The 13,289-nt window shown below is 71.9% G+C and carries 20 protein-coding genes and 1 pseudogene; 8 read left to right on the top strand and 13 right to left on the bottom strand.

What is annotated here, in order from left to right; genetic code table 11:
* Positions 1-24: 24 nt before the first annotated feature.
* The gene (locus U6N30_RS17995) at positions 25-945 is read right to left on the bottom strand and encodes a hypothetical protein (protein WP_324273331.1); all 921 of its coding nucleotides are present in this window, start codon (positions 943-945) and stop codon (positions 25-27) included.
* Positions 946-1,610: 665 nt separating this feature from the next.
* Between U6N30_RS17995 and U6N30_RS17990 the strand changes: the two genes are divergently transcribed.
* Together U6N30_RS17990 and U6N30_RS17985 are read left to right on the top strand one after the other, a co-directional pair.
* The gene (locus U6N30_RS17990) at positions 1,611-2,258 is read left to right on the top strand and encodes a hypothetical protein (RefSeq protein WP_324273330.1); all 648 of its coding nucleotides are present in this window, start codon (positions 1,611-1,613) and stop codon (positions 2,256-2,258) included.
* 81 nt (positions 2,259-2,339) lie between these two features.
* The gene (locus U6N30_RS17985; protein WP_324273329.1) at positions 2,340-2,750 is read left to right on the top strand and encodes a hypothetical protein; all 411 of its coding nucleotides are present in this window, start codon (positions 2,340-2,342) and stop codon (positions 2,748-2,750) included.
* A 65-nt stretch (positions 2,751-2,815) separates the two neighbouring features.
* Here U6N30_RS17985 and U6N30_RS17980 read toward each other — a convergent pair whose 3' ends face one another.
* A complete protein-coding gene (locus tag U6N30_RS17980; RefSeq protein ID WP_014377016.1) occupies positions 2,816-3,019 on the bottom strand; it encodes a cold-shock protein in 204 nt (67 codons plus the stop codon).
* Between the two features lie 133 nt (positions 3,020-3,152).
* Positions 3,153-3,782, bottom strand: a complete 630-nt coding sequence (locus tag U6N30_RS17975; protein WP_324273328.1) for a GNAT family N-acetyltransferase — start codon at positions 3,780-3,782, stop codon at positions 3,153-3,155.
* A gap of 230 nt (positions 3,783-4,012) precedes the next feature.
* On the opposite strand from U6N30_RS17975, the gene U6N30_RS17970 reads away from it, so the two are divergent.
* From U6N30_RS17970 to U6N30_RS17945, 6 genes are all read left to right on the top strand, one after another.
* Positions 4,013-4,174, top strand: coding sequence for a hypothetical protein (locus U6N30_RS17970; protein WP_324273327.1), 162 nt, complete (start codon positions 4,013-4,015; stop codon positions 4,172-4,174).
* A 106-nt stretch (positions 4,175-4,280) separates the two neighbouring features.
* On the top strand, positions 4,281-4,556 hold the full coding sequence (locus U6N30_RS17965) for a hypothetical protein (protein ID WP_324273326.1): 276 nt from the start codon (positions 4,281-4,283) through the stop codon (positions 4,554-4,556).
* A gap of 190 nt (positions 4,557-4,746) precedes the next feature.
* On the top strand, positions 4,747-5,220 hold the full coding sequence (locus U6N30_RS17960; protein ID WP_324273325.1) for an amino acid permease: 474 nt from the start codon (positions 4,747-4,749) through the stop codon (positions 5,218-5,220).
* Positions 5,181-5,393, top strand: coding sequence for a hypothetical protein (locus U6N30_RS17955; RefSeq protein ID WP_324273324.1), 213 nt, complete (start codon positions 5,181-5,183; stop codon positions 5,391-5,393). Before U6N30_RS17960 ends, U6N30_RS17955 begins: the two co-directional genes overlap by 40 nt.
* On the top strand, positions 5,315-6,178 hold the full coding sequence (locus U6N30_RS17950; RefSeq protein WP_324273323.1) for an APC family permease: 864 nt from the start codon (positions 5,315-5,317) through the stop codon (positions 6,176-6,178). The genes U6N30_RS17955 and U6N30_RS17950 overlap by 79 nt, the downstream gene beginning before the upstream one ends.
* A 1-nt stretch (position 6,179) precedes the next feature.
* Positions 6,180-6,641, top strand: coding sequence for a universal stress protein (locus tag U6N30_RS17945; protein WP_324273322.1), 462 nt, complete (start codon positions 6,180-6,182; stop codon positions 6,639-6,641).
* Between the two features lie 275 nt (positions 6,642-6,916).
* Here U6N30_RS17945 and U6N30_RS17940 read toward each other — a convergent pair whose 3' ends face one another.
* From U6N30_RS17940 to U6N30_RS17895, 10 genes and pseudogenes are all read right to left on the bottom strand, one after another.
* Entirely contained in the window at positions 6,917-8,098 is a 1,182-nt protein-coding gene (locus tag U6N30_RS17940; RefSeq protein ID WP_324273321.1) for a hypothetical protein, read from the bottom strand.
* 254 nt (positions 8,099-8,352) lie between these two features.
* The gene (locus U6N30_RS17935; RefSeq protein WP_324273320.1) at positions 8,353-8,517 is read right to left on the bottom strand and encodes a PIN domain-containing protein; all 165 of its coding nucleotides are present in this window, start codon (positions 8,515-8,517) and stop codon (positions 8,353-8,355) included.
* 126 nt (positions 8,518-8,643) lie between these two features.
* Positions 8,644-8,973 carry a type II toxin-antitoxin system PemK/MazF family toxin gene (locus tag U6N30_RS17930; protein WP_324273319.1) on the bottom strand — a complete coding sequence of 110 codons (330 nt, stop codon included), beginning with the start codon at positions 8,971-8,973 and terminating at the stop codon, positions 8,644-8,646.
* The gene (locus U6N30_RS17925; RefSeq protein ID WP_324273318.1) at positions 8,960-9,223 is read right to left on the bottom strand and encodes a hypothetical protein; all 264 of its coding nucleotides are present in this window, start codon (positions 9,221-9,223) and stop codon (positions 8,960-8,962) included. The genes U6N30_RS17930 and U6N30_RS17925 overlap by 14 nt, the downstream gene beginning before the upstream one ends.
* 33 nt (positions 9,224-9,256) lie before the next feature.
* Positions 9,257-10,231 (bottom strand): DNA polymerase domain-containing protein, encoded by a 975-nt coding sequence (locus tag U6N30_RS17920; RefSeq protein WP_324278363.1) that lies wholly within the window; start codon positions 10,229-10,231, stop codon positions 9,257-9,259.
* Positions 10,129-10,515 carry a hypothetical protein gene (locus tag U6N30_RS17915; protein WP_324273317.1) on the bottom strand — a complete coding sequence of 129 codons (387 nt, stop codon included), beginning with the start codon at positions 10,513-10,515 and terminating at the stop codon, positions 10,129-10,131. Before U6N30_RS17915 ends, U6N30_RS17920 begins: the two co-directional genes overlap by 103 nt.
* Positions 10,516-10,551: 36 nt before the next feature.
* Positions 10,552-10,857 (bottom strand): alpha/beta hydrolase, encoded by a 306-nt coding sequence (locus U6N30_RS17910; protein ID WP_324278362.1) that lies wholly within the window; start codon positions 10,855-10,857, stop codon positions 10,552-10,554.
* Positions 10,858-11,293: 436 nt separating this feature from the next.
* Positions 11,294-12,061, bottom strand: a pseudogene (locus U6N30_RS17905) (alpha/beta fold hydrolase); the annotation flags it as partial.
* 94 nt (positions 12,062-12,155) lie between these two features.
* Positions 12,156-12,665, bottom strand: coding sequence for an ATP dependent DNA ligase (locus tag U6N30_RS17900; RefSeq protein ID WP_324273316.1), 510 nt, complete (start codon positions 12,663-12,665; stop codon positions 12,156-12,158).
* Complete coding sequence (locus tag U6N30_RS17895; protein WP_324273315.1) at positions 12,665-13,231, bottom strand: ATP-dependent DNA ligase; 567 nt, start codon at positions 13,229-13,231, stop codon at positions 12,665-12,667. The genes U6N30_RS17900 and U6N30_RS17895 overlap by 1 nt, the downstream gene beginning before the upstream one ends.
* Positions 13,232-13,289: the final 58 nt, after the last annotated feature.

The raw sequence follows: 13,289 nt of genomic DNA, 5'->3' as shown, positions 1-13,289 counted from the left end.
CGGCCAGCAGTCGCTCGTCGCGGCTTACCAGCTGCGCGCGGACGCCGTCTCCGGGGAGCAGCAGCCGGCCGACCTCGGTACCGCGGTAGGCGATGGGCAGGGTCTAGACGGCGGACGGCCGCCGGCCGTGCTCGGCGACCAGCTGCCGGCCACCCACCGAGTCGACCTCGACGCCCACGTAGGGGAGCGGAAGGCCTCGGCGACGGCCGCGGCGACGGCCACGAGCTGCTCGTCGGCGTCGTCGGACCGTTCCAGCCGCTCGGCCAGCCCGGAGACCACGCGGTAGGGGTCCTCGCGCTCGCCCAGCACCCAGCGGCGGACGAACCGCCACAGCGGTGCCCGCAGCGGTCCGTAGACGCCGGCGACCAGGAGCAGGGCCAGCGGGACGGCGTTCTGCTCGCCGAACCCCTCGCCCAGCAGCGCACCGGCCGCGGCCAGGACGGCGAGGTCGAGGACGACGACGCCGACCGCCAGGCCGCCGTAGACGAGGGTGCCGCCCAGCAGCCGGTCGATGTCGACGGCCCGCGGTCGCAGGATGCCGAGGGTGACGGCCAGGCCGGTGAGCCCGATCGCGACGGCCAGGTCGATGCTCACGGTGGTGCTGGGGAAGAACAGGGCGGCGACCATCACCAGCGCATCGACCACCGCGGCCCAGAGCAGCCACCGCATCCGGCGCCGGTCGTCGCCGGTGGCGCGGCGGAGGCGGTGGACCACGACGGCCAGCGGACCGAGGATCCCGAGCGCCCCGAGCGGATAGGCCAGGTGCAGCAGCGGCAGGAGAAGGCCCTCGGGCAGCGGCAGGCTGGTGGGGTCGAGGTCGAGCGACCGGTAGACCGCAGGGACCGGGTTCTCCGACCGCCGGTCGGCGATGTCGGAGGGGCGAACAGGAGCAGGACCGGCAGTGCCGCGGTGCAGGCCAGGCTCGCGAGGGACACCGTCCGCCACCGGCCCGTCGGCAGCCGCCCGTCGGGGTAGAGCAGCAGCAGGAGCGGCAGGCCGAGGAGCAGCCAGGCCCCGAAGCGGGAGACGAACCAGAACGCGGCGGACGCCCCGCCAGCGGCGGGTCGCTCTGCACGGCGTAGGTCAGCCAGGACGACGCGAGGCCGTCGACCGCCCAGAACAGACCGCTGCCCGCGACGACCCACGAGACGGCGTTGCGCGGCGCCCGGTTCAGGAGCAGGGCACCGGGCAGCGCCAGCAGCAGCCCGGGCAGCCCGATCTCCCAGCCGGGGCCGGATTCGGCGGCGCGCCGGGCCGACTCCGGCGTCGCCAGGTCGAGCGCGACGCTGCCGGCGACGGCGGCGAGCGTGACCGCCATCGACAGCCAGCCGACGACGGGACCGATCCGGGCGGGTCCGGTCGGTCGGAGGGCGAGGACGGCGGGCTGCGCCGCGGCGGCCGACCGAGCCGCGACGGGCTGTTCCTGCACCTCCACGCGCGGATCATGCCGGGCGCGGCGTCCCGTCCGACAGGGGTCCGGTGTCCCGTCGACCCCGGGACACCGCCTGGGCGAGGTCGTCCGCGCCGGCCCTGGCCGCCCGGGACGCCGCGCCGCGACGGTGGGCGCCGGCGGTGCCACGGGGCACCGCGCCGCGCCTCCCGGAGGAACGATGACCCTGAATGCCAGCCCGACGCCCGCCCGCACCGACGCCCCGCCGGTCCCCACGCTCCGCCCGGCGCCGCAGCCGCTGCGCGCCGTCCGCCTCGGAGGAGTGGCCATGGTCACCGGGGCGGCGGCATGGGCAGTCGGCACGCTGGTCTACGACCTCGACCCGGTCACCGACGACTACTCCTGGGTCTACAAGCTCAGCTCGCTGCTGTTCCAGCTGGGGCTCGTCGCGCTGGTCGCCGTCCAGCTGCGGACCCGGGCGACCGGAACCGGCCGGCTGGCCCGCGGGTTCCTGCACGCCGAGCATGTCCTGCTCGGGCTGGCCATCGCGTCGTCGCTGCAGTGGCTGCTGGCGCCGGACCTGTCGGAGAACGCGTTCTTCGTGGCGCTGGACCTGTTCTGGCCGCTGTCGATGCTCGGCATGGCAGCGCTCGGCATCCGCATCGCCATCGCGGGCCGCTGGCGAGGGGCCGCACGCATCTGGCCGGCGATCGCCGAGACGTGGGCGCTGGTGATGTTCCCGGCCATGGCGCTGGTCAGCGAGGAGGCGACCACCTACGTCTCGGCCGGCCACCTGTTCCTCGGCTACACGATGCTCGGCGTGATCCTGGCGGTGCGCCCCGACCTGACGGCCGCTCGTGACCGATAGCGGAGACTGGGGAGTGACCTCCCTGATCCCACCGCGCCGGGCGACCTGCTCCCCGACGCCTGGTTCACCCGCGACCTGCCGGTGCTGCGCGCCATCGCCCGTCTCGTCGACAGCTCCGACCACGGCAGCTCGCCGTACCTGCTGGGTGCGGTGGTCCCGGCCAGCGGCCTGCCCAAGGCGGAGGTCGTCGCGGCGGCGAAGGCGCTGGCGGACGCGGGGTACGTCGAGCCGCTGACCAACCACGCGGGGGACATCGTCCGGATCACCGGCATCTCGGCCGAGGCCCGGCGGCTCACCGGCCTGTGGCCGACGCCGCAGAGCGAGTGGGAGCGGCTCACCGAGCAACTGGCCGCCCGGGCCGCGCACGCGCCGACCGACGTCGAGCGGGCGCGCTGGCAGGCCTTCGCCGACGCGGCGGCCGCCGTCGGCGAGCACGACGGGGCCCTGCTGATGTCGGCGCTGATCGGCGGCTACGTGCCCCGGGCTCGCTGAGACAGCCCGCGAACGACAGCGCCCCCGCCCGGAGACCGGGCGGGGGCGCTGTGCTGATCAGGTGATCAGAGCGGCGTGACGTTCGCAGCCTGCGGGCCCTTCTGGCCCTGCTCGATGTCGAACGCGATCCGCTGGCCTTCATCGAGCGAGCGGTACCCGCTGGACTGGATGGCCGAGTAGTGGACGAAGACGTCCGGTCCGCCACCGTCGGGGGTCGCGAAACCGAACCCCTTCTCAGCGTTGAACCACTTCACTGTTCCTTCGGGCATTGCTCGCTCCTAGCTGTGGTGGTGCATCGGGGTCCTGCCATAGCGCAGGGCCTTCCCGATGCGACAACCCTAGTCGTACAGCGCGCGATCGGACCAGGTGGCGGGCGGTTTCGTGACCTGGGGTTCCCCGCGGTCATCCGGCCCAGTGCTCCAGGCGGCGGAGGAGGCCGCCGCGCACGCCCGGCCACTCCGTGCGCACGATGGAGTAGTAGGCGCTGTCGCGGACGGTGCCGTCGGTGGCGGTCGTGTGCGCCCGCCGGATCCCCTCGAAGCGTCCGCCGAGTCGCTCGATGGCGGTGCGGGAGCGCTGGTTGCGGGCGTCGGTCTTCAGCGTGACGCGCAGCACCTGCCAGACGTCGAACGCGTGCCCCAGGAGCAGCAGCTTGACCTTGGTGTTCACCGCCGTCCGCTGGACGGATGCCGCGTACCAGGTGCTGCCGATCTCCCCGACGTTCGGCGGCCGGTCATCGTCCGGGACGACGACACCTGGATACCCGACGACGTCCAGGTCGAGGAAGCGGGTGGAGCCGACGACGGCGTCGTCCCGGGTGCGGACGACGGCGAACGGGAGCACCCGCCCGCCGGCCTGCTCGGCCAGCGCGGCGCGCACGTACTCTTCCGCCTGGCCCGGCCCGTCGGGGACGGCGGTGAAGGCGTAGCTGCTGCGGTCCTCGGCGGCGGCCGCCGCCAGACCGGGCGCGTGGCCCATGGCCAGGGGCTCCAGGCGGACGGAGGTGCCGGCCAGACCGAACGCGCGCAGCACCGTGAAACCTCCCGTCGGGAGCCCCGTGGCTCGCCTCGTCGACCTCGCCTGATCGAAGCATCGTCGTCGGCCGCGGGTCTTGCGCATTTCCTGCGGCTTTCTCGTCGAGCGCCTGCGGCCGGCACCGGAGAGTCGTCGGTGACCGGGAGGACCCGGCCGCCGACCGAGCCAGGAGATGCCGTCATGGAGACCGCCTTCGCCCAGCCAGCAGTGCCCGCCCCTATCCGCTGGTGGACCTGGACGACCTGCACGACGCAGACCTCGAGGTCGTGCTGGCCGAGCAGCTGAGCGAGGCGGTGGCGTCGGCGAAGGAGCTCGCGGACCTGGCGGGCGCCGACGCGCTCTCCGCCCACGCGCTGCGGCCGCACCTGCTGCTGCTCGCCGTCTTCTGACCGGCTAGAGCAGGGTGCCGGGGTCCTTCGGGAAGCGGTGCCCGGCGAACGAATAGGGGTTGCCGGTGTACCCCTGCGCGGGAGCGGTTCCTCGACGCGCTCGGCGGTGACCGCCAGTGGCGCCGGCCGCCACGAGTCCACGGTGATCGGCCCGTCCCAGATCTCCCCGTGCGCGTCCGCCTGGCGCAGGCGCCAGTCGGCCATCGAGCGGCCCCAGCGCCGGAGGCCGAGGTCGCCGGCCACGAGGGCCGCGGCGCCGACGGCGAGCACCAGGAAGGCATCGGTCAGCGCGGTGGCGACGTCCAGCGACGAGATCTCGGCCCACCCGATCTGGTCGAGCTGGTACCCGACCACCTCGAGGACGACGTACAGCACGCCGTAGACCAGGAACGAGACCCTCACCCGTACCGGATCGACCGGTGGCGGCCGCCCCTGGAGCCGCTGCGTCGCGCCGCCTCACCCGTCCGGATGAGCGACGGATCGGCTGCCCACGGTCCGGATGGCGAGTCCGGGACGGATGGCGGAAGGTGACCGGGTCGGCAGCACGCCCTCGACACCGGAACGAGAACCTCGTGGCGGAGACCAGCGTGAGCGCAGTGGACCACGAGGACAGCGGCGGGCTCCGGCGGTCCATCACCGGCAAGCAGCTGTTCTTCTACACCCTCGGCGACGTCCTCGGCTCCGGCATCTACGTCCTGATCGGGCTGGTCGCCGCCGCCGTCGGCGGCGCCTTCTGGATCGCCTTCGCCCTCGGCGTGACCGTCGCGGCGATCACCGGTGCGGCCTACGCGGAGCTGGTGACCAAGTACCCGCAGGCAGCCGGTGCCGCCCTCTACGTGAAGAAGGCCTTCGGCAGCACCGCGCTGACCTTCCTGGTCACCGTCTCGTTCCTCTCGGCCAGCTTCGCGGCGACGGGTTCTCTCGCGACGGGGTTCGCCTCCTACTTCGCCACGCTCTGGGAGGGCCGCCGGCGCTGCTGGTGTCGCTGGTCTTCCTCCTCGCCCTGGTGGTCGTCAACTTCATCGGCATCACCGAGTCGGTGGTGATGAACATGCTGATGACCTTCGTCGAGGTCGCCGGCCTGCTCATCGTGATGGTCATCGGCATCTGGTACATCGCCCAGGGGACGCCGACTTCGGCGTGCTCACCGACATCAGCGTCTCCGGCAATCCGGCGCTGGCGGTGCTCGCCGGCATCGCCTTCTCGTTCTTCGCGATGACCGGCTTCGAGAACACGGCCAACGTCGCGGAGGAGACGGTCGACCCGCACCGGTCCTTCCCGCGGTCCCTGGTCGGCGGCATGGTCGTCGCCGGCACGGTCTACGTGCTGGTCTCCATGGCCGCGGCCCTCACCGTGCCCGTCGACCAGCTCGCCAACTCCGACGCGGCCCTGCTCGAGGTCGTGAAGCAGGGCATCCTGCCGTTCTCCACCGACGGCATGACGACGCTGTTCTCGGTCATCGCGCTGATCGCGATCACGAACACGACGCTGGTCACCATCGTCACCCAGCCGCGGATCCTCTACGGCATGGCCAAGGAGGACGTCGTGCCGGGCGTCTTCGCCACGATCCACGCCACCCGCCGCAGCCCGTGGGTGGGGCTGCTCTTCAGCGCGGCGGTGGTCGCGGGTCTGCTGATCGCCGGGACCGTCCTGCTGGAGGCCGGCGGCGGCATCGACCTGGTCAACCGGCTCGCACTGGTGACCGTCGTCCTGCTCCTGGCCATCTACGCCCTGGTGATCGTCGCGTGCCTGAAGCTCCGGGGGCGCGACGAGGACGAACGGACCTTCCGCGCCAACACGCCCCTGCTGATCGTCGGGCTCGTCGGCAACCTGGCCATCCTCGGGTTCTCCATCTACGACGACCCGTCGTCGCTGATCTGGTGTGCCGCGCTCATCGCCGTCGGCGTCGTGCTGTTCCTGATCGAGTACGCCGTCGGCTCGCGGAACCGACCCCCGGGCGCCGAGCGCGGAGACCCGGAGACCGCCGCCCGGACGGAGGTCTGAGATGCATGTCGTCGTCGCGACCGACGGGTCGGCGCAGTCGCTTGCCGCGGCGCGCCACCTGACGTCCTTCGCCGACCCCCGGAAGATCACCGGGATCTCGGTGGTGGCGGTGATCCGGCCGCTGGCCTCGGTCGCGTTCGCCGACGAGATCTCCGAGGCCGAGCAGCGGCCCGACGGCGAGTGGACGGGCAGCTTCCGGCAGGCGGCGCAGCGTGCCGTCGACGCGGTGGCGGCCGTCTTCGACGACTGGGGTCCGCCGGTGGACAAGCAGGTCCGGAGCGGCTCTCCCGCCGCCGAGATCATCGAGGCAGCGGAGCAGTCCGACGCCGGGCTTGTCGTGGTGGCCGCCGGTGGACGCGGGCTCAGCGACACGTTCCTGCTCGGCAGCACCGCCCAGCGGGTCCAGCACTATGCGCCGTGCCCCGTCCTCGTCGTGCGTCCCGCACCCCGGCGCAAGGCCTGACCCGCCGCGCCGGCTCGGCGACGGAGCCCGCCGTCAGGATGTCTTCGAGGAAGCCGGGCCGCGCCTCGGCGGCCACGCAGATCACCCGCTGTCGTTGGTGGCCGGTCAGGACGGTTGCCGGAGGACGTCGGCCGGCAAGCGTTGCCCACGGGAATCCTCGCCGTAGCGAACCGGGCGGCCTTCCACGCATATTTCCCGGCTGCAGCGGGGTCTCGAACGTGCTCGAGCACCTTCTCGGGAAGCGCAACGGCACCGATTCGCTCAAGCGTTCATCGTCATTCCGGGTCGACGCCGCACCGTTCCGATATCGGCCCGGGATTTCCGGCGGCGGCAGCGACCGCCCGTTCGAGGAAGTGCACCGGTAGACCTGCCTGTTCACCGTTCCATCTCACCCACGTCGGCAGCAGCGTCTTCACCGCGACGGTGACGGGGTGCTCAGGCTGCCAATCGCTGATCAGGGTGAGCTGATACTGCGCGCGGTGGGGCGAGGCAGCGTGCTGGGTGCCCGGCAGGGCGCCCTCGAGCCACTCTGCCGCCACGGCGTCGACTGCCTCGGGATCGGGTTCGGTTCCGTGCGTCGTGCGATGCCACGCGACGAACGCCTCGACCATCGGCTCGGTGTCGATGTCGTGGTACAGCGACCTCGACTCGGGAAGCGCCATCCCACGCTTCCGCAGCGCCTGCGCGAGGTCGTGGGTCCGGCGGGACGCCCGGAACCAGTTGTCTGTCACATCTCGTGGTTCGGTTCCCTCGACCAACTCTTCGCCCGCCTCGTAGTGGACCAAACAGGCCAACTGCTCGCCGGTCTCAATCGGGGCGGGGCTGGAACGGTCGGCCGCGTCGCCTACCAGGGAACGCCACGCGGCGGCCGCCTCATCCACGTTGTCGAAGACGCCTGCGTGCACGAGACGGACCAGCCCGCACGCGTCGATGTCGAACAGGAACACCGATCGGTCGGTGCCTCCGGGATAGCTGAACCCGGCGATCACCGCGAGCCGGGCGCCGTAGACATCACGCAACTGCCACATCTCACCGGTGGCGCTGATCCGCGGCAGCAGGCGCAGCCACTCCGGCTGCGACTGGTAGGCGTCTCTGCGCAGCTCCTTCGTGGCACGTCCCAGCGCGGTCTGGGCCGCCGCGGACAGCGCGGGTGAGCCGATCGAGGCCAGGCCATGCAGCAGCCACCACGGCGCCTGCCATGCGTCGTTCCGGGACCCCTCGGCTCGGATCCGAGCTAACGCAGCGTCGACGAGTTGCTCGAACCACCAGTCGAACCACAGTCCTCGATCCTCGTCACGGATGACCCGGTACAGCTCAGCGCCCAGCAGTTCCGCCGTCGCCTCTTCGAGCTGGCGCGGGCCCCGCGCCGCCAGGACGACCCTCGCGCGGTCGAGTACACCCGTGATCGACGGTTGGAACCACCCCGGTGGCTGCCGTGGGCCTGCGAGCGACTCCATGACCGTCCACGCCGCCTGGTTCCCACCACCCGGTGAACCGCCCAACCCCGGCGCTCGGCACCCGGTCTGGCGGATACGTTCGCCTTGCTGCGTTTCGCTTTCCTGCCCCTGCGACCACGCGACACCGGTGACATGCGCCCGAGGGTAGGGGCGTTGGCCGGGCCACGACGGTCCTACCCAGGCCGGCCAGGTGGCGGCGCATCGGCTCGGAGCGCGCATCCACCCGCTGCGCGGTAATCGTCGAGCAGCGCGCGTCAGGTCAGGACCAGGCGCTCGATCGGCTGGCCGGTGATCTCGGCGATGACGTCGAAGTCGTTGTCATGGTGCAGGACGATCAAGCCGGCGAGTTCCGCGCTGCCAGCGACGATGAGGTCGGCGACCGGGTGAGCCCGGTCGTGCCCGATGTCGGTGAGGCGCACTGCACCTCGACGGCGCGATCCTCGATGGTCGGGGTCTGGTACCCCACGGGCATCGACGTCAGCGGCGGCCGACGTGTCGCCGCGCGGAGGTCCGGACCCGACCCCTGGGTGCGCGCCGCTGGATGATCACAGGCCGAGGTAGACCTTGAGCTGTCGACCGAGTCGATCCAGTTCCTGAGTGGTCAACAGCCCGCGTTGTTTCAGGAGGCGCTCGCGCGCCACGGGCTGCAGGCCGGTGACGTCTGCGTAGGACTCGTCGTACCGCGTGAGCCCAGCGTCGACGCTCAAGGCCACGTGGGTCTGCTCCGGGCCGTTCGTGCCGGTCACGGGGATCACCGCGACGTGGCCCAGTCGCACGTTCATCGGGTTGATGCTCAAGACGATCGCTGGATGCTCGCCGAAGTCCTCGAACTCGACGTCCCAGACCTCACCGCGGAAGGGCTCAGGACGAGGCATCTGTCCGAGGGCGTCTCGAAGTCGGGCGGACCCCGATCGGGAGGGGCGGTTCTTCGTCGCCGTAGAAGTCATCCGCGCTACGCGCCATGCGCTCCTCGGCTGCGCGGCGATGGAGCAACTCGAGTGCTGCCTTGACGATTTCGGTGCGCCCGTCGAGGCCAAGGATCTCGGCGTCGCGACGCAACTGAGCGGCCAGATCGTGGCTGATGCGTGCCTGCCACGTCTCGAAAGCGCCGGTGCTTGTCGTCATAGTGCATACGATCTGCCGTACAGGTCCTGCCCGTCAAGCCGCGCCGGCGCTCACGTCCACGACTCTGGCCTGATCGCTTCTCAGACGTCGAGGGCGTCGCGCGGAACACGGTGGGCGCTGGACGCGATCTGCCATCGCCTCCGCCTGTCGACCAGGCCCGGTCGACGAACGGCGGGCATAGGGGGCTTCGGGGCGGGCCGAGACCGACCTCGTGACCGCGGAGGGGTTACTCGTCTCCGTCGGCGGGCTTCTTAGCGCGGCTGGGCTGCACCCGCATCGGCTCGCCCGGCATCTTCGGGTAGTCGGGGGATAGGGCAGGTCGCCCAGGCCGGCGTCTGTCACCTGCTTCTCGAAGAGCTCGAGCAGCGGCTCGATGCCGAAGGCGTGGCCGGCCAGGCCGGCGTGCTTGTCGCCGACCTGCCGGAAGCGGTCGGGCATCGTCAGGACGTCGAAGTCGAACGGCGTGACGTCGGGCAGCTCGTCCCAGTCGACCGGCGCCGAGACGGGCGCGTGCGGCTTGGGCCGGATGGAGTACGCCGAGGCGATCGTGCGGTCCCGGGCCATCTGGTTGTAGTCGATGAAGATCTTCTCGCCGCGCTCCTCCTTCCACCACGACATGGTCACGCGGTCGGGCAGGCGCCGCTCCAGCTCGCGGCCGAAGGCGATCACCGCGTGCCGCACCTCGGTGAAGGTCCACCGCGGCTGGATCGGCACGTAGATGTGCACCCCGCGCCCGCCCGAGGTCTTCGGCCAGCCCTCCATGCCGAACTCGTGCAGCAGCTCGCGCACGTGCGGGGCGACCCACACGGCGTCGGAGAAGTCGGTGCCCGGCTGCGGGTCGAGGTCGATGCGGATCTGGTTCGGCGACTCGACGTCGCTCTTGTCCACCGGCCACGGGTGGAAGGTCAGCGTGCCGAGGTTCGCGCACCACGCGACGACGGCCACCGAGTCGGGCGCGATCTCGTCCGCCGTCCGGCCGCTGGGGAAGGTGATGTGCGCCGTCGGCACCCACGGCGGGGCGTTCTTGGGCACCCGCTTCTGGTAGAACGCGTCGCCGGTGTTGTCCACGCGCGTCGAGATCCGGGCGCCCTCGAACACGCCCCGGGCCAGCGCTCCAGCGTCGTCGGCCGGTCCTCGAGCGCGAACAGGATGCCCTCGCCGACGGCGACGAAGTACTCCACGACGTCGATCTTCCGGATGCCCTTCTCCCCGAAGTAGGGCTTCTCCGGGTTGGAGACCCGCACCTCGAGCCCGTCGACGTCCAGGACGACGGCGTCCTTGCTGCTGGCCATCAACCGATCTCCCTCACCGTGGACCAGCGCAGAGTGTCACGCAGGGCAGGTGAGCCCGTCCATCGGCACGGTGAGGTCGACCAGGTACGCGTTGACCGCCGCGGTCACGCAGTCGGTCTTGGGATAGGCCGTGTGCCCCTGCCCCTGCCAGGTCAGGAGGACGGCGGACTCGAGGTCCTCGGCCAGGTCGACCGCGCCCGGCAGCGGGGTCACCGGGTCACCGGAGGTGCCGATGACGAGGATCGGCGCGCTGCCCTCCGCGTCCCGCTCGGGCAGCGGTGTCCGCTCCGCCTCCCAGACCGAGCAGGTGTAGAGCCCGGCTGCCGAGCCCGCGCCGAACAGCGGGTACTGCTCGTTCCACTGCGCCGCCAGGTCGCGGACCTCGCCGGCCTCGAACTGCTCGTCGCGGTCGGCGCAGTTGATCGCGATGTTCGCGTCGAAGAGGTTGGAGTAGGTGCCGTCCTCCAGTCGCCCGGAGTAGCCGTCGGCCAGGAGAACACCCCTTGGCGTCGCCGGCCTGCGCCGCCGCCAGCGCCTGCGCGAGCTGCGGCCAGGACTCGGTGCCGGTCAGGCCCGCCCGGACCGCCGTCATCACCACGCCCGGGGTGGCCTGCCGGGTCTCGCCCGGCTCGGTGCTGGGGATCGGTGTCGCGTCGGCCTGGCCGAGCAGCTGCTCGAGGAACTGGCGGGGCTCCGGCCCGAGCGGGCAGCCCGCCAGCAGCCCCACGCAGTTCGCCGCGAAGGCGTCGAAGCCCGCCTCCAGCCCGGCCGCCCGCTCCTCGGCGTTCGCGCGCAGGTCGGTGCCCGGGTCGACGGCGGCGTCCAGCACCATGGCGCGCACCTTGTCGGGGAACAGCTCGGCGTAGGTGGAGCCCAGCGTGGTGCCGTAGGAGTAGCCCAGGTAGGTCAGCTGCTCGTCGCCGAGCGCCTCACGCAGCCGGTCCATGTCGCGGGCGGTGTCGACGGTGTTGAACGTGCCCAGGGCATCGCCGTACTCCTCGGCGCACCCGTCGGCGATCTCCTGCGCGAAGGCGAACGTCGCGTCCAGGTCCTCCTCGCTCACCGGGCGCGGATCGGCGGCGACCATCTGCTCGTGCCGCTCGTCGGGGATGCACTCGACGGGAGTGGACAGGCCCACGCCGCGCGGGTCGAAGCCGACGATGTCGAACCGGCTCACGACCTCCTCGGGCAGCGTGAGGGCCAGGCCGATCGCCGCGTCGGCACCCGATGCCCCCGGCCCGCCCGGGTTGACGACCAGCGAGCCGATGCGGTCGGTCTGGGTGCCGCTGACCACGCGCACCAGGAACAGCGGCAGCGTCGCGCCCTCCGGCTCGTCGTAGCTGATCGGCACCTCGGTGCGGCCGCACTCGAACGACAGGTTCCGGTCACCGCCGGGCCGGCCGGCGACCAGCGTCTGGATCTGGGTGTTGCAGTCCGACCACTCGATCGGCGCGGCCTCCGGCTCGGGAGCCTCGGTCGCCGTGGCGGTGGCGGCGGCCTCCTCGCTCGAGGAGCCGGCGAAGGAGGTGCAGCCGGCCAGGACCATGCTCAGGGCGAGCAGGATCGACGGAACGGCCAGCCGGCCGGAGTGCAGACGCATGATCACGAGCGTAGGAGTCGCGCGGCCGCCGTGCAGGCGATCACTCCCGATCGGGCGACCCGTCGGCGATCAGCACCTCGCCGAGGTCGTAGCGCACCGGCACCTCCAGCTGGTCGTAGGTGCAGCTCAGCGCGTCCCGGTCGGGGCGCCAGCGGAGGAACTGGCCGGTGTGACGAAGTCGACGGCCCTCGAGCTGGTCGTACTTGATCTCCACGACCAGCTCGGGTCGCAGCGGCACCCAGGAGAGGTCCTTCTTCGCGTTCCACCGGCTCACCGCCCCGGGCATGCGGTTCTCCCCGTTCTCCTGCACCTGCGCGTTCGCCCAGTCCTGCCACGGGTGCCCGTCGAGCGCCTCCGCCCGGTAGGGCGCGAGCTCCTCGACCAGCTCGGCCCGGCGCTTCATCGGGAAGGACGCCGCGACGCCGATGTGCTGCAGCGTGCCGCCGTCGTAGAGCCCCAGGAGCAGCGACCCCACGATCGGCCCGCTCTTGTGCCAGCGGAAGCCGGCGACCACGCAGTCCGCCGTCCGGACGTGCTTGACCTTCGTCATCAGCCGCTGGTCAGGCCCGTACGGCAGGTCCGCGGCCTTGGCGACGACGCCGTCCAGCCCGGCCCCTCGAACGTCTCGAACCAGCGTTCCGCGGTGGCGGCGTCGCGGGTGACGCCGGTCAGGTACACCGGCGGCCGCACCCCGTCGAGCGCGGCCTCCAGCCGGGCCCGCCGCTCGGAGAACGGCGTCTCCAGGAGCGACTCGTCGGCGAGGGCGAGCAGGTCGAAGGCGACGAAGGACGCCGGCGTCTGCTCGGCCAGCAGCCGCACCCGGGACTCCGCCGGGTGGATCCGCTGCAGCAGCGCCTCGAAGTGCAGCCGGTTCCCGGCCGGGACGACGATCTCGCCGTCGACGACGCACCTCTCCGGGAGGTGGGCCTTCACCGCTTCCACCACCTCGGGGAAGTAGCGGGTGAGCGGGCGCTCGTTGCGGCTGCCCAGCTCGACCTCGTCGCCGTCGCGGAACACGATGCAGCGGAAGCCGTCCCACTTCGGCTCGTACAAGAAGTCTCCGGTGGGCACTGTGGTCGCCGCCTTGGCCAGCATCGGCTTCACCGGCGGCAGCACGGGGAGATCCATGTCGGTCAGTCAAGCAGCTGGAGCCGACAGCACCACCGGTCGCACC

The sequence above is a fragment of the Blastococcus brunescens genome (genome assembly GCF_035320885.1).
Classification (GTDB): Bacteria; Actinomycetota; Actinomycetes; order Mycobacteriales; family Geodermatophilaceae; genus Blastococcus_B; species Blastococcus_B brunescens.
Note: the sequence above shows the minus strand (reverse complement) of the source record. Positions and strands in the feature narration are given on the sequence as shown.